This is a genomic window from Shimia ponticola (assembly GCF_007995215.1).
Lineage (GTDB): Bacteria > Pseudomonadota > Alphaproteobacteria > Rhodobacterales > Rhodobacteraceae > Shimia_B > Shimia_B ponticola.
In genome coordinates this window covers 243,727-261,622 of the sequence record NZ_VCDK01000001.1, presented here as the reverse complement: position 1 = coordinate 261,622, position 17,896 = coordinate 243,727, and the positions used below count along the sequence as shown (strand labels likewise).

The 17,896-nt window shown below is 58.9% G+C and carries 14 protein-coding genes; 11 read left to right on the top strand and 3 right to left on the bottom strand.

The genetic code is table 11. The annotated features are described in order from the left end of the window. Window positions 1-642: 642 nt before the first annotated feature. The 7 genes from acs (at window position 643) to FE702_RS01275 (ending at window position 9,252) form a co-directional block, all read left to right on the top strand. Window positions 643-2,610 (top strand): acetate--CoA ligase, encoded by a 1,968-nt coding sequence (acs, locus tag FE702_RS01305; protein ID WP_147124407.1) that lies wholly within the window; start codon window positions 643-645, stop codon window positions 2,608-2,610. Then, window positions 2,610-3,227 carry an adenylate kinase gene (locus FE702_RS01300; RefSeq protein WP_147124406.1) on the top strand — a complete coding sequence of 206 codons (618 nt, stop codon included), beginning with the start codon at window positions 2,610-2,612 and terminating at the stop codon, window positions 3,225-3,227. Before acs ends, FE702_RS01300 begins: the two co-directional genes overlap by 1 nt. Window positions 3,228-3,302: 75 nt before the next feature. Further along, a complete protein-coding gene (locus tag FE702_RS01295) occupies window positions 3,303-3,587 on the top strand; it encodes a DUF4212 domain-containing protein (protein ID WP_147124405.1) in 285 nt (94 codons plus the stop codon). A 5-nt stretch (window positions 3,588-3,592) separates the two neighbouring features. After that, entirely contained in the window at window positions 3,593-5,377 is a 1,785-nt protein-coding gene (locus FE702_RS01290) for a sodium:solute symporter family protein (protein ID WP_147124404.1), read from the top strand. Between the two features lie 116 nt (window positions 5,378-5,493). After that, a complete protein-coding gene (locus FE702_RS01285) occupies window positions 5,494-7,314 on the top strand; it encodes a DUF294 nucleotidyltransferase-like domain-containing protein (protein WP_147124403.1) in 1,821 nt (606 codons plus the stop codon). Window positions 7,315-7,317: 3 nt separating this feature from the next. Further along, window positions 7,318-7,836 (top strand): hypothetical protein, encoded by a 519-nt coding sequence (locus FE702_RS01280; RefSeq protein ID WP_147124402.1) that lies wholly within the window; start codon window positions 7,318-7,320, stop codon window positions 7,834-7,836. Next, window positions 7,837-9,252 carry a 3'-5' exonuclease gene (locus tag FE702_RS01275; RefSeq protein ID WP_147124401.1) on the top strand — a complete coding sequence of 472 codons (1,416 nt, stop codon included), beginning with the start codon at window positions 7,837-7,839 and terminating at the stop codon, window positions 9,250-9,252. On the opposite strand, the gene FE702_RS18495 is transcribed toward FE702_RS01275, so the two are convergent. Continuing rightward, window positions 9,249-9,422 (bottom strand): hypothetical protein, encoded by a 174-nt coding sequence (locus tag FE702_RS18495; protein ID WP_186826951.1) that lies wholly within the window; start codon window positions 9,420-9,422, stop codon window positions 9,249-9,251. The two genes, FE702_RS01275 and FE702_RS18495, sit on opposite strands and share 4 nt — an antisense overlap. A 209-nt stretch (window positions 9,423-9,631) precedes the next feature. Here FE702_RS18495 and FE702_RS01270 point away from each other — a divergent pair, with 209 nt between their 5' ends. After that, entirely contained in the window at window positions 9,632-10,615 is a 984-nt protein-coding gene (locus FE702_RS01270) for a hypothetical protein (RefSeq protein WP_147124400.1), read from the top strand. Window positions 10,616-10,779: 164 nt separating this feature from the next. Then, entirely contained in the window at window positions 10,780-13,233 is a 2,454-nt protein-coding gene (locus tag FE702_RS01265; protein ID WP_147124399.1) for a hypothetical protein, read from the top strand. On the opposite strand, the gene hppD is transcribed toward FE702_RS01265, so the two are convergent. Further along, complete coding sequence (gene hppD / locus FE702_RS01260) at window positions 13,234-14,328, bottom strand: 4-hydroxyphenylpyruvate dioxygenase (protein ID WP_147124398.1); 1,095 nt, start codon at window positions 14,326-14,328, stop codon at window positions 13,234-13,236. A gap of 140 nt (window positions 14,329-14,468) precedes the next feature. On the opposite strand from hppD, the gene FE702_RS01255 reads away from it, so the two are divergent. Next, the gene (locus FE702_RS01255) at window positions 14,469-14,924 is read left to right on the top strand and encodes an Lrp/AsnC family transcriptional regulator (RefSeq protein ID WP_147124417.1); all 456 of its coding nucleotides are present in this window, start codon (window positions 14,469-14,471) and stop codon (window positions 14,922-14,924) included. 23 nt (window positions 14,925-14,947) lie between these two features. Next, a complete protein-coding gene (locus FE702_RS01250; protein ID WP_147124397.1) occupies window positions 14,948-16,819 on the top strand; it encodes a monovalent cation:proton antiporter-2 (CPA2) family protein in 1,872 nt (623 codons plus the stop codon). Here FE702_RS01250 and cobT read toward each other — a convergent pair. Further along, entirely contained in the window at window positions 16,816-17,826 is a 1,011-nt protein-coding gene (gene cobT, locus FE702_RS01245; RefSeq protein ID WP_147124396.1) for a nicotinate-nucleotide--dimethylbenzimidazole phosphoribosyltransferase, read from the bottom strand. The genes FE702_RS01250 and cobT overlap by 4 nt on opposite strands. Window positions 17,827-17,896 lie beyond the last annotated feature (70 nt).

Here is a 17,896-nt window from a genome sequence, read left to right as displayed (position 1 = left end):
GCGAACGACGTCCCTTCCACCGGAACGGGCTTTCTCTTTCGCACCGGCGGGAAGGGCCACGCCGTTCCTGCGCGGAGACGGATACCCAGTTCCTTTGATGGTCGCTCACCATCTACAAAACACTGCAGAACCCATGCCGTTCGCGGCATTCATCGGCACCCGTTCCGGCGACCCAATAGCGTTATGCACGGCGCTCCCTGCGCAGCGCACAACCCATAGATGCGCGCCTGTTCGGCGAACTTTACAAACTGCTAAAACGTCCTCGGCAGCCGCTCAAAGAGAGTCGTTTTACCCAGAACTACGGATGTGACCTGACGTCATTTCGCCACCACAACCTAGCGATGCGTCAACTTGTCACTTTACTGAAAAACCAAGAGTTTCCGCTAACAGTGTGCAACGGTATGCAGTCCAAGTTGACAGTTGTGTAAACCTGACCAGGTAACCCCATGAGTTTATTGCACGAATTAGAAAAGAAAAAATATTTACAGAAAATGCCGGCCACCTTGTCCCAATAATTTACAAACCCTTTCCACATTGACCTGGGTCAAGCCTCACCGGCTTTGCGGCTGTGTATGTTCTGGGTGTCGGCACAAGACCAAGTCATCCGAACTTGGGTGTCGATACGCCAGGAGGAACTACCCAATGACACCCAAGGACGTGGGGGCAGACGCCGCCACAGCACCCCAATCCCGCCCTGCCCCGCATGTTGATGCCGCTGCCTATGCATCCATGTATGATCGGTCGATCACGGATCCTGATGGCTTTTGGGCCGAACAAGGTCAGCGCATCGACTGGATCAAGCCATTCACCAAGGTGAAAAACACATCCTTTGAGCCCGGCAACATCGACATCCGCTGGTTCGAAGACGGTACACTAAACGTCGCGGCCAATTGCATTGACCGCCACCTTGAAACGCGCGGCGACCAGACCGCCATCATCTGGGAACCGGACGACACCTCAACCGACGCGCCGATGCATATCACCTATCGTGAACTGCACGGTTCGGTCTCCAAAATGGCCAATGTTCTCAAAGGACTGGGCGTCGAAAAAGGCGACCGCGTCATCATCTATCTGCCCATGATCCCCGAGGCCGCCTATGCGATGCTGGCCTGCGCCCGGATCGGCGCCATTCATTCGATCGTTTTTGCTGGTTTCTCCCCGGACGCTCTGGCGGCGCGGGTCAACGGGTGTGACGCCAAGGTCGTCATCACTGCAGACTATGCGCCCCGGGGCGGCCGAAAAACACCACTGAAGGCCAACGCTGACAAGGCCTTTGCCGATTGCGGCGACGCTGTTCAATGTCTCGTCGTGCGTCGCACAGGTGGCGACGTGGAATGGAACGATCGCGACCACGACTACAACGCGCTCGCAGCCGAAGCCTCTGCCGATTGCCCACCGACCGAGATGAACGCCGAAGATCCGCTGTTCATCCTGTACACTTCGGGTTCGACAGGTCAGCCCAAAGGCGTTGTCCATTCAACGGGCGGCTATCTCGTCTATGCGTCATTCACCCAAGAAGTCGTGTTCGATTACCACGAAGGCGACGTGTTTTGGTGTACTGCCGATGTCGGTTGGGTCACCGGCCACAGCTACATCGTTTATGGCCCTCTGGCCAATGGCGCGACGACCGTGATGTTCGAAGGCGTTCCTACCTTCCCCGACGCTGGACGGTTCTGGGAAGTCTGCGAAAAGCACAAGGTCAATCAATTCTATACAGCCCCAACAGCCATCCGCGCCCTGATGGGTCAAGGCACTGAATGGGTTGAGAAATACGACCTGAGCGACCTGCGCGTCCTGGGCTCGGTCGGTGAGCCGATCAACCCCGAAGCCTGGAACTGGTACAACGACGTGGTCGGCAAAGGCCGCTGCCCGATCGTGGATACGTTCTGGCAGACGGAAACCGGCGGTCACATGATGACGCCACTGCCCTTCGCGACCAAGCTGAAGCCCGGTGCAGCGCAACAGCCATTCTTTGGCGTGCAGCCTGTCGTTCTGGAACCCACTTCGGGTGAAGAGATCGAAGGCAACGGTGTCGAGGGCGTCTTGTGCATGAAAGACAGCTGGCCCGGCCAGATGCGCACCGTTTGGGGTGACCATGAGCGGTTCGAGAAGACCTATTTCTCGGATTACAAAGGCTACTACTTCTCGGGCGACGGCTGCCGCCGCGACGAAGAAGGCGATTACTGGATCACGGGCCGCGTCGATGACGTGATCAACGTGTCCGGCCACCGCATGGGCACCGCCGAAGTCGAAAGCGCACTGGTTGCGCACGAGAAAGTCGCCGAGGCCGCCGTTGTGGGCTACCCGCATGATGTCAAAGGTCAGGGCATCTACTGCTACGTGACCCTGATGGGCGGCGAAGAGCCTTCGGACGAACTCGTCAAGGAACTGCAGACTTGGGTCCGTGCCGAGATCGGCCCGATTGCCAAGCCAGACCTGATCCAGTGGGCACCCGGCCTGCCCAAGACCCGCTCGGGCAAGATCATGCGCCGTATCCTGCGCAAGATTGCCGAAGATGATTTCGGGTCACTGGGCGACACGTCCACGCTCGCAGATCCTTCGGTCGTTGATGATCTGATCGCCAACCGCATGAACCGGAGTGACGCATAATGGACGGCGCAAACACCCCCGTTAAAACCGTCAACGTAATCCTGCTTGGGCCTCCGGGCGCAGGCAAAGGCACGCAGGCTGAGAAACTGGTGGAAAGCCAAGGCATGGTGCAGCTGTCGACCGGCGACATGCTGCGCGAAGCCAAGGCCAGCGGAACCGAAATGGGCAACCGCGTGGCAGATGTCATGGCGCGCGGAGAGCTTGTCACCGATGAGATCGTCATTGGTCTAATCGAAGAAAAGCTGACCTCGACCGACGCTAAGGGCTTCATCTTTGATGGTTTCCCAAGGACGTTGGCTCAGGCCGATGCGCTTGGCGAACTGCTTGAGAAGACAGGTCAATCGTTGGACGCCGTGATCGAGCTTGAGGTCGACGATGCGATCCTTGTCGACCGGATCGTCGGGCGCGCCGAACAGGCGCGCGCTGCGGGCAAACCCGTGCGTGCGGACGACAACGCCGAGAGCCTGAAGCTGCGATTGATGGAATACTACAAAAAGACAGCGCCTTTGCTGGGCTATTACCACGCAAAGGGTGCACTTCAATCCGTCAACGCAATGGGCAGCATTGAAGAGATCGCCGCCCAGCTTGCCGACATCACGAAATCCCTCGCAGCCTAATCCGGGCCGCGTTCCGCGTCCGCATTTCTCCCTGCGGACGCACTCAACATAGCTATACGCGAAGGAGGAGCGCCAATGGCGGATCAATCTACAACATCAACCAATGTGGGTGAGGAGGCCAAGACATACTGGGCCACCAACATCCGCATCATCAGCGTGTGTCTGGTGATCTGGGCCCTTGTGTCCTTTGGGTTCGGGATCATCCTGCGCCCTGCCCTGCAATCCATTTCGGTGGGCGGCACTGACCTTGGCTTCTGGTTCGCCCAGCAAGGTTCCATCCTCGTCTTCCTCGCACTGATCTTCTTCTACGCGTGGCGGATGAACAAACTCGACCGTGAACACGGCGTTGACGAGGAGTAACATTCATGGACCAGTTTACGCTTAACCTTCTCTTTGTGGGCGCCTCCTTCGCGCTCTACATCGGGATCGCGATTTGGGCCCGCGCCGGGTCTACGTCGGAATTCTACGCCGCAGGTCGCGGCGTTCACCCTGTCACAAATGGTATGGCCACGGCTGCTGACTGGATGTCGGCGGCATCGTTCATTTCGATGGCGGGCCTCATTGCTTTTACCGGCTATGACAACTCGTCCTTCCTGATGGGTTGGACCGGTGGATATGTGCTTCTTGCCCTGCTGCTTGCGCCTTACCTGCGTAAGTTCGGTAAGTTCACCGTGTCCGAATTCATCGGCGACCGCTTCTATTCCAAGACCGCGCGCCTTGTGGCCGTGATCTGTCTGCTGGTTGCGTCGATCACCTACGTGATCGGTCAGATGCAGGGTGTGGGCATCGCCTTTGGCCGCTTCCTTGAAATCGACGCCTTCTGGGGTCTGATGATCGGTGCCGTTGTGGTGTTTGCTTACGCCGTGTTCGGCGGCATGAAGGGTGTGACATACACTCAGGTTGCTCAGTACTGCGTTCTGATCACTGCTTACACCATCCCAGCTGTGTTCATCTCGCTGCAACTGACGGGCAACCCAATCCCGGCCCTGGGTCTGTTTGGCACCGTTGAAAGCGGTGAGAACCTGCTGACGAAACTGAACCTGATCGTGACCGATCTGGGCTTTGCCGAATACACAGCGGCACACGGTTCGACCATCAACATGGTTCTGTTCACGCTGTCGCTGATGATCGGTACGGCTGGTCTGCCACACGTCATCATGCGCTTCTTCACTGTGCCTAAGGTGTCGGACGCACGTTGGTCGGCTGGCTGGACGCTGGTGTTCATCGCCCTGCTCTATCTGACGGCCCCTGCCGTTGGTGCGATGGCGCGCCTGAACATCTCGGAAATGATGTGGCCAAACGGTACGAACGGCGAAGCTGTGAGCGTGGAACAGATCGAAACCGATCCGAACTATGCATGGATGGCGACGTGGCAGAAAACCGGTCTCTTGGCTTGGGAAGACAAGAACGGCGACGGCAAAATCCAGTACTACAACGACAAGAGTGCTGATCTGCAAGCCAAGGCAGAAGCCAACGGCTGGACCGGCAACGAGTTGACCAACTTCAACCGTGACATTCTGGTTCTTGCGAACCCAGAAATTGCCAACCTGCCAGGTTGGGTGATCGGTCTGGTGGCTGCAGGCGGTCTGGCAGCAGCGCTGTCGACGGCGGCTGGTCTGCTGCTCGCGATCTCGTCGGCTGTGTCGCATGACCTTCTGAAAGGCCAACTGACGCCAAACATGTCCGAGAAGAACGAGCTGCTTGCGGCGCGTATTTCGATGGCAGCGGCGATTGTTGTGGCGGTCCTCTTGGGTCTGAACCCACCCGGATTTGCGGCACAGACGGTTGCTCTGGCCTTTGGTCTGGCGGCGGCATCGATCTTCCCTGCACTGATGATGGGTATCTTCTCGACCCGCATCAACAACGTGGGCGCTGTATCGGGCATGCTGGCAGGTCTGGTTGTGACGCTTCTGTACATCTTCCTGCACAAAGGCTGGTTCTTTATCCCTGACACGAACACGTTCACGGATGCCGATCCTCTGCTGGGCCCGATCAAATCGACTTCCTTCGGTGCAATCGGTGCGATGGTGAACTTTGCAGTGGCCTTCGCAGTCTCTTCGGTGACCAAAGAAACACCGAAAGAGATCGTCGAACTGGTCGAAAGCGTTCGTATCCCACGTGGTGCGGGTGCTGCCGTAGACGGCCACTAAGCAATCCTTGCGGGGCCGGTTCGCTGGCCCCGCACCCCTTCCCGCTTTCAGACCATGCGCCATAACGCGGCTGGTCCGATCACCTCAGTTTCACTCTAGGGTATGACGATTTCGATATGACCCTTCCTACTGAACTGACCCACTTTCTCGCTTCTGTGCATCCGTATGACTGCCTTCCGGCAGACGCATTGTCGGCCTTGGCACGGTCTTGCACCGCGACTGACTTTGACACCGGCGCGACCGTCTTTGCCGTCGGTGATCAGGTTGCCCACCTTTATGTCATCGTCGCCGGAGAAATCGCTGTCACCGACGAAAGCGATGCACCGATCTCAGTCCTTGGTTCACGAAACTCCTTCGGTGAACGCGCTCTGTTGCGCCGCGAAGCCGCCAGCCGGACGGCCCGCGCAACGGCCCCGACGAAAACCATCCTGATCCCTGCCAAAACCTTCTTTGGCTTAATCGACGCGTTCGACACCATCGGACGTTTCTTTGACCGCAGCGGCCCCAAGCGCGACGCCGCGAACCAGATGGCGACCCTTTCGGTGGACCGCGTCATGACCGCCGATCCTGTCACCTGTGCGCCAGAAACGCCGATCAAGGATGTGGCGCGCCAGATGGCAGAGACGCGGATTTCATCTGTTTGCATCACCAATTCCAAAACACTGCTCGGCATTGTCACGCTGCGAGATCTGAACGCCAAGGTGCTTGCTACTGGGCGGCCCGTTGACGAACCGATTGCAAACATCATGACGGCTTCGCCGCTCACCGTGGCACCGCATACGCTGGTGATGGACGTGCTGCATCTGATGGTCGAAAGACGCATTGGACACGTGCCGATCCTAGAGAATGACACGCTGGTTGGCATTGTCACCCAAACGGATTTGACCCGCGCGCAGGCCATGTCATCGGCAGATATCGTGCGCCGCGTGGCCCGTGCGAACACCGTGTCAGAGATGGCGGAGGCGACCGCGGAAATCCCGAAGCTTCTTGTGCAGCTGGTCGACGGTGGCAATCGACACGAGATCATCACGCGATTGATCACGGACATCGCAGATACCGCCACCCGGCGGCTTCTGTCTTTGGCCGAAACCGAACTGGGCCCCAGCCCTGTTCCCTTTCTCTGGTTGGCATGCGGCTCACAGGGGCGGCAGGAGCAGACCGGAGTGTCAGATCAGGACAATTGCCTGATGCTGGACGACGCGGTCACTCCGGACCAGATGCCCTATTTCAGCGATCTTGCGCGGTTTGTGTCGGATGGGTTGCACGCCTGCGGATATGTCTATTGCCCCGGCGACATGATGGCGACCAATCCCCGCTGGTGTCAGCCGACGACAGTCTGGCGGGAATACTTTCAAAGCTGGATCGCCAAACCCAACCCAGAGGCACAGATGCTGGCGTCGGTCATGTTTGATCTGCGGCCTATCGGTGGGGATACCACGCTCTTTGAGGGCCTTCAGGCCGAAGTGTTGGAGGCGGCGTCTCGGAATTCGATCTTTACCGCGCATATGGTCGCAAACTCGCTCAAGCATTCGCCGCCTCTTGGCCTATTGCGGGGCTTGGCCACGATCCGGTCCGGAGAACACCGCGACGCGTTGGATCTCAAGCACAACGGCGTTGTTCCGATTGTCGATCTTGGGCGGATTTACGCATTGCAGGGCAAGCTCAAGCCCGCAAACACGCGTGCCCGCATCGAAGCCGCGCTTGCCGCCGGGGCGGTCTCTTCTTCCGGCGGGGCGGATTTGCTGGATGCATACGACCTGATCGCGACCACGAGGCTTGAGCATCAGGCAGGACAGGTGCGTGCTGGCTCTGCGCCAAGCAATTACCTTGATCCCTCCACGCTTTCGGACTTTGAACGAAGCCACCTGCGGGATGCCTTTGTCGTGGTAAAGACGATGCAATCCGCCATTGGATCAGGAAAAGGAATGCTGGGGTAGCCTATGTTCATTGAGCTCATCGCCACGATTTTTGCCGGGATCGCCTGTGCAGGCCTTGCCATGGTGCTGAACATCCTGACGGGGCGGCGGCTGCCGAAATGGGTGATGCCCATCGCCGCAGGTGCGGGCATGTTGGGGATGACGATCTCGAACGAATACACATGGTATGATCGCACCGCCGCCGAGCTTCCCGAAGGCATCACCGTCGCTCAGACCGTTGAAGAACAAGGCTGGCTGCGCCCATGGACACAGATTTGGCCTTACACCAAGCGTTTCGTAGCGGTGGACAGCGGCACGGCACGCACCAATGACGCGCAGCCTGATCAACGGCTCGTTGATCTGTATTTCTTTGGCCGCTGGTCGCCCGTGGACCGCGCACCGATGCTGTTTGACTGCGCCAACACGCGCTCTGCACTGCTGATCGACGGCGCGCAGTTTGCCGATGACGGCAGCGTCATTAATCCCGAATGGCAATCCATGGAGGCAGACGATCCCGTCTTTGCGATCGCCTGTATGAGTTAAATGCTTCAACGCCTGAGCCTGCGATTTCGTATCTTCTTGTTCTTTGGCCTTTTGGTCTTGGGCGCGGTGGCACTGGCAGGCGGGGCGTTGTTCTACGGATATGGTCGCGCAGATCCCGGAACTGACCCCTCAAGTTACCTGACTGCATTCCTGGTATTTGCGTTTCTCAACAGCGGACTTGGCATTGGGGTTTGGCTATTGTTCGACGAAAATGTCGCCAAACCCATCGAACGATTGTCCGCAGATTTGCGGATGCGCGCGCATTCCGGCGTGGACGCTCCGGTTGATACATCAGCAGTGCGGTATTTGGGCGACCTTGGCGGCGCGGTCGAAGCCGTCTCGGGACAGGCTCAGGCCTCACTCGAAGACGTTGCAGCGGGCATTGCTGCAGAAACAGAGCGATTGAATGCCGATCACGCGCGTCTGACCGCACTTTTGACCGAGATGCCGATTGCCACGATCCTGATCAATCCAGCGCGTGAAATTGTCCTCTATGATGGACAGGCCGCTGAGATCCTTACACCCATCGCGCCGCCACGGTTGAAAGCCGCGCTTGACGAGTATTTTGATGCCGCCGCCATTTCTACCGCCTGCGCGGAGGCCAGCGATCAGAATTGTGAGGTGACGTGCACCCTGCCCACCCGTCGCGGGTCGATCATTCATAAGGCGCAGGTCAAACCGCTTGCCGATACCGGGCACCTCGTATTCATCGAAATTCCAGAACGTGCCGATCCGGCACCGGGCGCGCGGCCTTTGGTTTTTGATTTCAACCTGATTTCTTCTGAGGCGCCGACAGACATCGAAAACACGGACCTGGACGAATTGTGTTTCGTGCCTTTCGACACAGAGACGACCGGCCTCTCGGTCAAGGATGACGCAATCATCCAGATCGGCGCGGTGCGTATTCTACGTGGGTCTTGCGTCCCCGGAGAGGAACTTGACCTTTTCGTCAACCCGGGGCGGCCGATCCCGCCTGCATCCACCAAGGTCCATCGGATTGCCGATTCTCATGTCGCTAATGCCCCGCCGATTGCGCAGGCTGGGCGCGCGTTTCATGACTTCGCCAAAGACGCTGTGCTTGTCGCGCATAACGCGCCGTTTGACATCGGGCTTTTGAAAGAGGCTGAGAGCGAGATTGGCCGCACATGGACACATCCCGTTCTGGATACCGTCCTGATTTCAGCGGTCGTCTTTGGCGTGACCGAAGACCATTCTCTTGATGCGCTCTGTGCGCGACTGGCAATTGATATCCCCGAGGAGGACCGGCACACCGCCCTAGGCGACGCTAAGGTCACTGCGCAGGCGCTGCTAAAGCTGTTGCCCATTGTGAAAGCTCAGGGTTTGACGACTTTTGGCCAACTGCGCGCGGCAACCGCGCGGCAGGCTCAACGGCTTTATTCCGGGTCGAATACCTAGCGGTCGTCCCAGCGGGAATTCGGCCGCTCACCGCGCAGATAGGATTTTGTTTCGTATTCACTGCGGACGCGGGCGGCGTAGGTCCGGTCCATCAAGGCCATGCGGACAACGAAATTTGCAATCGCCAGCACGACGATGGCGGCAATCAAAAGGTTGATCAAAAGCTCCATTCTTCAGCCCCTTGGTTTTGCAACTCTCCTTAAACACCTAGGGCGCATGTACGGATTGTCGCACCCTTTTCTGAATGTTCCCTCCAGCAGCCTTAGTGTTCACCCCGCAAAGCCAGCGCACAGCGGGGCTTTTGCGTTCTGAGCAAACCAGATAGGATTTGCCCAACGAGTGACGCAGGTCGCCAAGAACCACATCAGGGGCGCAGTGTATGTCGGCAGAGTTTAATGTCCTGATTTGCGCACAAGGCGGCCGCCTTGAATACGAGGCTGTGCTTTTTGCAGCGTCGTTGCGCGATACAAATCCCGACTTTGCCGGACGCCTGTTTGTCGCCGTCCCATCGCCCGGCCCCAAATGGCCGAATGCGCCACAAATTTCAGCCCCTGTAGAGGAGCTTTTGGTTCAGCTTGGCGCCGAAATCGTGCCCTTCGAAAACAATGTATTCGGCGCGAGCTACCCATACGGCAACAAGATCGAAGGATTACAGGTCTTGCCCGCCGGAGAACCCTTTGTGTTTTTTGATACCGACACGTTGATCACCGGCGATCTGTCGGGCGTGCCGTTTGATTTTGACCGACCTTCTGCATCTCTGCGCCGCGAAGGGACGTGGCCGGAGATTGAGCTTTATGGTCCGGGCTATAACGAAATCTGGAAGTCGCTTTATGATCTGTTCGATCTCGACTTCGAGAGTTCACTGGATCTGTCGCAGCCGGATGAATACTGGCAGCGGTATCTCTACTTCAACGCGGGCTTCTTTTACTACAAATGCCCGAAGGCGTTCGGCGAGACGTTCACCCATTTCGCCGCCACGATCCGCGACATGCCACCAGAACCACTGGTCTGCCAATCCCTGAATCCATGGCTGGATCAGGTCGCCCTGCCATTGGTCATTCACAGTTTGGGCGGTGGGCGCGACACCCTGCCGCCGGGATATCTGGATGGCGACGTCAGCTGCCACTATCGCATGCTGCCCCTTCTTTACGCGCGCGAGTCCGACGCGGTGGTCGAGACGCTTGAGCGTGTGACCGCCCCGAACAAAGTCAAGAAAGTCATCAAGGCCTATGACCCGATCCGTCGAATGATCTTTCAAAAGCGGGGTCACAAAGTCCGGGCGCTATTCGATCAGGAGAACCTGCCGCGCAAGGAACGCCAGATCAGGAACACGATCAAGCGTGAAGGCTTCTGGATGCGATAAACATTTGGTATCAGCCACTTACGGATCAAAGCTGATATCTGACTTGTGATGCGCAAAATTCCCCGCCGGTTCAATAACGCAATCAGAGCTTTCGCTTTCTTTTGAACGCACCACGGGGTAGTTTGCATGAAAACCGTGGCAGTCAAAAAAGTTCGATCATTCCAATGATGCCAAACTTTGCGCTTCACCTGTCGTTCGACGGGATCACGTTGGATCAAAAGGGTCCATCGGGGTGGGTTACGCTCGGCACAGCCGAATTTACATCCGCTGATCTTGCAGGCGATTTGGCCGCCTTGCGCGCAGCGGGCGTTGCTGCAGCCGGCGACGGTACGTTCGCGTCCAAACTCGTGCTGCCAAACGATCAGATTAAATTGGTCACGCTACGCGACGACGCTCCGACCCGAACATCGGTTGGCATGGCTCTCGAAGGTGCGACGCCTTACCCGCTGAGCGAGCTGGAATTCGACTGGCGGGTCAAGGATGGCCAGACCCACATAGCCGCGGTCGCAAAGGAAACCTTGGCCGAGGCCGAGGCATTCGCCCAAGAGCACAACCTTGCACCGGTTGCGTTTGTTTGTCTGCCAGAGGACGGCTGGGACGGGGAAGAGGCCTTCTTTGGGGCCGTCCGCGGCGTTGGTGCCGTAGACGTCCGTCGCGATCCCACGCCTTACGTGAAGTCCGATAGTCTTGAGCCTGTCGCAACAGCCGCTGAGCCGGTGGAAGCCGACAGTGAAGCCGATGAGCCAGCTTCGGAAGAACAGGAAACGCCAGATAGCGAAACAGTCGCTGCGGATATCCCGGAAGCGCCTGCCGTCGAAGCGCCAGAACCGGCCGCAGTTCCCAAGACAAACGGCGACGACGCAGCGGCTGCACCGAAGCTGCGGATTGATGCTGTTACCAGTACAGCCCCACCGCCACAGGCAAAATCACCAGCGTTGACGACGGCGCTTGTGACCGAAGAAACTGCGCCCCGTCTTTTGGGCGCCTCTGCCCCGTCAGCGGAAGAAATCTCCGAGCGCGCGCCGCGCCTTGCGGTCAATCCTTCGTCCGACGCAATAGCGTCCGTTCCACCGTTGGGATCGGCACAAGCGAGCGCTCCCGCGCCTGCCTCTGAGCAATCGATCGCTGCCGCCTCTCTGCGGCCGGGAAGCGCCGCGATTGCAGACAATGAAGGCACAGGCGGCGCCTTGGCGGGCATGTTCCGAAGCCGTCGCCGCCCCGCCAACCAGGACCGCGATGCGACGGATGGCACGGAAACCGGAGCACCCACGCCGACCAACACGACCACGCCCAAACGGCGCACTCCGCTGACTGCTTTCGACGCGCCTGCCCCGGCGGGCGCGCGTGTGGGTGGAAAACCTCGGTTCCTTGGCCTGATCCTGACGGCGATCCTGATCTTGATCCTCTTGGCCGTGGCTGCGTTTGCAACCGGGCTGTCCGGAGACCGGCTGTCGCGTCTGTTCTCGGGCAAGGACGAGACACAGGAAGTGGCCTCTTTACCGCCCGGCAGCATTGCGTTGCCCGACGGGGAAATGGTGTCTGACGGTGCTGCACTGGACGAAATCATTCAGACACCATTGGGTGATGAACTCACAGAGCCTGAAGGTCCCGCAGTCCCCCTGATCAGCGACGCGGAACTGCAACGGACCTACGCGGCAACGGGCATTTGGCAGCGTGCCCCGGACGCGCCAAGACCGCCAGCAAGCGCCAATCTGGATGATCTTTATGTTGCGTCGATTGATGCTGTTATCGGGTCACAGGACGCTGTAGCGCTTCCGCCTGCGACGTTGGGCATTGATACTAGGCCTGCATCGCAACCCCTGCCGCCTGCCTTCGGCGAGACGTTTGATGTGGATACACGCGGGCTGGTAATCGCCACGCCTGACGGGACTGTGACGCCGGGTGGCTACACGGTGATTGCAGGTCGCCCCGCGCTTGTGCCGCCCCTCAGGGTGCCAAGCGTGGAGACACAAACAACCGAGGCAGAAGATAGCCGGTTGGCGTCCTTCCGGCCTCGTGCGCGCCCCGACGGCTTGGCAGAAGCGCAAGAACGCTTTGACCTGGGCGGTTTCAGCCGTTCTGAATTGGCATCGTTCCGCCCTCGTTTGCGGCCCGAGGCGGCCAAGCAAGCCGCCGAAGCCAAGGCGGCCGCAGAAGAAGAAGCGGCCATTGCCGCTGCGCTTGCCGCCGCGGAGGCCGCAAACACCGAACCAGAGGCAATCGTTGCATCGAAATTTGCTGTTGCGACCTCCGCCCGCCCAGAAGCGCGCCCACGCAACTTTGACAAGATCGTCGCCAACGCGCGCAAATCGCAACCCGGCACAGTTCAAAAGGTTGCAGCGGTCGCGCCACGGACAACACGGCCCAGCGGCCCAACCCGCGCAAGCGTGGCGCGGGCAGCAACATCCGACAACGCGATCAACCTGCGCCGCGTGAACCTGATCGGCGTCTATGGCAAACCGTCCAATCGTCAGGCTTTGGTCCGGTTGGCCAATGGACGCTTTGTAAAGGTCAAAGTTGGGGACCGTGTTGACGGTGGACGCGTCGCCGCCATCGGCGAAAGCCAGATCCGCTACGTCAAAGGCGGACGCAACATCACGCTTGATATCCCAAGCTGATCATTCGACAGCCAGAACACCGCGCGCAATCTGATCGGCCTCGATGCTTTCGAACAGAGCCTTGAAATTGCCCTCGCCAAATCCGTCGTCACCTTTGCGCTGAATGAACTCAAAAAAGATCGGTCCAATGACGGTCTTTGAGAATATCTGAAGCAGGATGCGGGTTTCGCCTCCGTCGACGACCCCTTCTCCGTCAATCAGGATGCCGTGCTTGCGCAATGCCTCGATGGGCTCTTGGTGCCCGACGACGCGATCATGCGACAGGCCATAGTAAGTGTCTGGCGGGGCAGGCATGAAGCGCACACCATTGGCGGCGATTGCATCAACGGCGGAGTATATATCGCGCGCACCCACGGCGATGTGCTGGATGCCTTCGCCGTTGTATCGTTTGAGATACTCGACGATCTGACCGGTTTCACTCCGATCCTCGTTGATGGGAATGCGGATGCGCCCGCAGGGCGAGGTCAGAGCCCGCGACAAGAGGCCGGTGTATTTTCCCTCGATGTCGAAAAACCGGATTTCGCGAAAGTTGAACAGGTCACGGTAGAACCGGAACCATGTATCCATGTTCCCTTTGTGCACGTTGTGCGTGAGGTGATCGAGGTAGTGGAAACCGACGCCCTCTGGGTGCGCGTCCGCGACCCAATCGAACTCTACATTGTAAGGGCTGGCATCGAAATACTGATCGACAAGGTAGATGAGGCTCCCACCAATCCCGTAGATGGCCGGAACGTCAATGGTTTTGCCCGGCCCGGTATAAGGCTTGGCCCCTTTCGAGACGGCATGACCAAACGCATGCTGCGCATCCACCACGCGCCATGCCATGGATGGGGCGCAGGGCCCGTGATCCGCCACGAATTGGGACGCGTGACTCTGTGGATCCGCGTTGAGGATGTACGTGATATCTCCCTGTTGCCATATCTCGACGGCCCGCTCTTTGTGCGTGGCTGTGTGGGCATATCCCATCTGCCGGAATGTGGTGCGCAGTACATCCGGATCGGGGTGAGCGAATTCCACAAATTCAAACCCGTCGGTCCCGGCGGGATTGTCGGCGGTAATGGTCGCGCGTGGCGCGTCGTGGGGGAATGGACCCATTGGATACCTCATGCGATCGCTTGCATGCGCAGGATCGCCCAAAAATCACGCATATGTCTCGCATCAGCGAGGCGCAAACCGCGATACTGTGCGCTGGACTTGCATGGTTTGACAAAAATTCACAAAAATATCGCATGCAAATACTTGATCCTGTGGATGTGCGACTGCTCTCCGCTTTACAGCGAAACGCGCAGGCCAGCGCAGCTGACCTGTCTGGAACGCTCAACCTGTCGCCTAGCCAGATTTCCCGCCGGAAAGCACGACTTGAAGAGGCGGGATACATCCGCGCCTATGTTGCGCAGCTTTCGCCAGCGACGTTGGGTTTGGATGTGCAGGCATTCATTCAGGTCCAGATGGCCAGTCAGGTTCCACAGGATGCAGCCGCGTTCCTGACCATGATCCGCGCCCGGGCCGAAGTTATCAGCGCCTGGACGCTGACCGGAGAGGCCGACTACCTGCTGCGCGTATACACACCCGATCTTGCGCGGCTTAATCACCTCATCCACGCGGTCATTCTGCCCAACCCCTCTGTTGCCCGTGTGCAAAGTCAGATTGTTATGGATCAACCGAAACCGGACGCCGGACTTCCCGTCTAGGGACCATTGCGAAAGGCAAAACCATGATCGAATTTCTGCTAGAGGCGACGCTGTATCTGGGCATGGCGTTGCTGGCTGTGCCGTTGGCGATCCGCCTCGGGCTTGGATCGGTGCTGGGCTATCTGATCGCTGGCGTGCTGATCGGGCCGGTGTTCGGTGTGGTCGACGACATGACCGAAATTCAGCACGTGGCCGAGTTCGGTGTTGTGATGATGCTGTTCCTCATCGGGCTGGAGCTTGAGCCGCGCGTTTTGTGGGACATGCGAGACCGTCTGATCGGGCTGGGCGGGCTGCAGGTCGGGATCAGCACGGCCGCCATTGCAGGGGGCGCATTCTGGTTGGGGCAACCATGGCCGACGTCGGTCGCGATCGGCCTGATCTTTGCCCTGTCTTCAACCGCCATCGTGGTTCAGACCTTGTCTGAAAAGGGCCTGATGGGGACGCAAGGCGGGCGCTCGGCCTTTTCCGTTCTGCTGACACAGGACATCGCCGTCATCCCGATGCTGGCCTTTCTGCCGTTGCTTGCTTTGGCCCCGACTGTGATTGGCAACCCAGACGGATCGATCTCTCGTCCTTCGCTTGAAACAGCCGATGCCGGTCATCATTCCGTGTCGCTTGTCGAGGGCTTGCCGGCTTGGGGTGTGACGCTTGTGACTTTGGCGGCGATCGTCGGGATCATTCTGGTGGGCATGTTCCTGATGCGCCCGATTTACCGGTTCATCGCCGCGACAGGCCTGCGCGAACTCAATACGGCGCTTGCGCTCTTCATCGTCGTCGGCATTGCGACGTTGATGTATCTCGTCGGGCTGTCGCCCGCGTTGGGGGCCTTTCTGGCGGGTGTTGTGCTTGCGAACTCGGAATTCAGACACGAGCTTGAAAGCGATATCGAACCCTTCAAGGGCCTTTTGCTTGGGCTGTTCTTCCTCACGGTCGGGGCTGGGATCAATGTTGCCGTGTTTCTTGGAAACCCGATCGCCATTCTGGCGCTGACGATTGGGTTGATCACGCTGAAAGGCGCGATTTTGTTCGGGCTTGCGACGGTGTTCCGTTTGCGTGGGCGCGCGCGCTGGCTCGTGACGCTGTCGCTTGCGCAGGCTGGTGAGTTCGGATTTGTTCTGATCTCTGTCGCCCTTCAGACGTCGGTCCTTGGGCAGTCGCTGAGCCAGCTGTTGCTTTTGATCATCGCCTTGTCGATGGTGCTGACGCCGTTCCTGTTCATTGTCTTCGAGCGCATTTCGCGCCGTGCGCCGTCGCCAGACGCCCCTGAACCGGATGAGATCAATGCCCAGGGAAGGATCATCATCGCCGGGGTTGGACGGTTTGGGCAGACGGTGAACCGTATGGTGCAAAGCGCTGGTTTTCAGACCACGGTGCTCGACCACAATCTGGAAACCATCCAGCTCATGCGGAAGTTTGGGTTCAAAGGGTTCTTTGGCGACCCGACGCGCCCTGACTTGTTGCATGCCGCCGGATTGAATGACGCCAAGATACTGGTTGTCGCGCTGGATGATGCCAAGGCGGCGCTTACGCTTGTGACCTATGCCCGTCGCGTGCGGCCTGACTTGCATATCGTGGCCCGGGCCCGAGATCGTGTGGCGGCCTATGAGCTTTTTAGTGCTGGCGCTGACGATATTGTCCGCGAGATGTTCGACAGTTCATTGCGTGCTGGCCGCTATGTTCTGGAAAACATGGGTGTCGCGGATTTTGACGCCTATGAGATCGAAAAGAACTTCTTCCGTCATGACCGCCATGCCTTGCGCGAATTGGCGGCACTTTGGGAGCCTGACGTGCCTATCGCCGAAAACGAAGCTTATGTGGCCCGCGCGAAGGAGTTGCGCAACGACCTGGAGACCCAGATCGTTGCGGGTTTGCAGAAAAAGGACGACGCGGCTTAGCCGTCGCTGACACCTGCCTCGGCGAATGTGGCCATGCCGGAATGGCAGGAAATTGCGCCTTTCAGAACGCCGATGGCCAAAGCCGCACCCGAGCCTTCCCCAAGACGCAGGCCAAGAGACAGCAATGGTTCCTTGCCCAGCTTTTCAAGCATCTTGGCATGCGCCCCTTCGGCAGAAACATGGCCCGCCACAGCGTGATCCATTGCGCCGTCTTGCGCACTCGCCAGAACAGCGGCGGCTGAGGTGCAGATGAAGCCGTCAATGATCACCGGGATGCGGTGATGCCGTGCTGCCGCCATGGCACCCGCCATCGCGGCGATTTCGCGACCACCCAGCTCGGCCAAGATTTGAAGGGGTTCAGCCTTCCCAACGCGGGCAAGACCGGCGTCGACAACATCGCGCTTCACGGCCATTCCGGCGTCATCCACGCCGGTACCACGCCCGACCCATGCCTCAGAACCGCCGCCATAAAGCGCTGCGGCAATGGCCGCAGCGGCGGTTGTATTGCCGATCCCCATTTCCCCGGTCACGACCAGATCGGCGCTGGGGTCGACCGCAGACCATCCGGTCGCCAAGGCCGCAACGCAGGCGGCCTCGTCCATGGCGGGTTCAGTCGTGAAATCGCCCGTTGGCGTGTCGAGATCGAGCGCATGGACATCCATCTTTGCGCCGAATGCCTTGGCCAACTGATTGATTGCTGCGCCACCATGTTCAAAATTCGCGACCATCTGCACGGTGACCTCTGGCGGAAACGCCGAGACACCACGCGCCGCGACACCATGGTTGCCCGCGAACACCAATACCTGCGGTGCCTCGATCGTCGGGCGTCCGGTCCCGCGCCAACCGGCGTACCAAATGGCCAAATCCTCCAAACGGCCCAAAGCCCCCGGCGGTTTGGTCAATTGGCCATTGCGCTCTTGGGCAGCCGTGGTGGCATCTGCATCGGGACCTGGAGCCTGAGCCAACACATCTGCAAACTCGGCCAAGGTCGAAAACGGAACTGTCATGTATAGGGTCTTTCACACTCTTGATCGGCGTTGGGGTGTTGTTTAACGCGAATGATCTGAGGGACAAGCG

Excerpts from the sequence above, each read along its gene's own strand:
- acs (WP_147124407.1), top strand. The coding sequence starts at position 643 with ATGACACCCAAGGACGTGGGGGCAGACGCCGCCACAGCACCCCAATCC.
- FE702_RS01300 (WP_147124406.1), top strand. The coding sequence starts at position 2,610 with ATGGACGGCGCAAACACCCCCGTTAAAACCGTCAACGTAATCCTGCTT.
- FE702_RS01295 (WP_147124405.1), top strand. The coding sequence starts at position 3,303 with ATGGCGGATCAATCTACAACATCAACCAATGTGGGTGAGGAGGCCAAG.
- FE702_RS01290 (WP_147124404.1), top strand. The coding sequence starts at position 3,593 with ATGGACCAGTTTACGCTTAACCTTCTCTTTGTGGGCGCCTCCTTCGCG.
- FE702_RS01285 (WP_147124403.1), top strand. The coding sequence starts at position 5,494 with ATGACCCTTCCTACTGAACTGACCCACTTTCTCGCTTCTGTGCATCCG.
- FE702_RS01280 (WP_147124402.1), top strand. The coding sequence starts at position 7,318 with ATGTTCATTGAGCTCATCGCCACGATTTTTGCCGGGATCGCCTGTGCA.
- FE702_RS01275 (WP_147124401.1), top strand. The coding sequence starts at position 7,837 with ATGCTTCAACGCCTGAGCCTGCGATTTCGTATCTTCTTGTTCTTTGGC.
- FE702_RS18495 (WP_186826951.1), bottom strand. The coding sequence starts at position 9,422 with ATGGAGCTTTTGATCAACCTTTTGATTGCCGCCATCGTCGTGCTGGCG.
- FE702_RS01270 (WP_147124400.1), top strand. The coding sequence starts at position 9,632 with ATGTCGGCAGAGTTTAATGTCCTGATTTGCGCACAAGGCGGCCGCCTT.
- FE702_RS01265 (WP_147124399.1), top strand. The coding sequence starts at position 10,780 with ATGATGCCAAACTTTGCGCTTCACCTGTCGTTCGACGGGATCACGTTG.
- hppD (WP_147124398.1), bottom strand. The coding sequence starts at position 14,328 with ATGGGTCCATTCCCCCACGACGCGCCACGCGCGACCATTACCGCCGAC.
- FE702_RS01250 (WP_147124397.1), top strand. The coding sequence starts at position 14,948 with ATGATCGAATTTCTGCTAGAGGCGACGCTGTATCTGGGCATGGCGTTG.
- cobT (WP_147124396.1), bottom strand. The coding sequence starts at position 17,826 with ATGACAGTTCCGTTTTCGACCTTGGCCGAGTTTGCAGATGTGTTGGCT.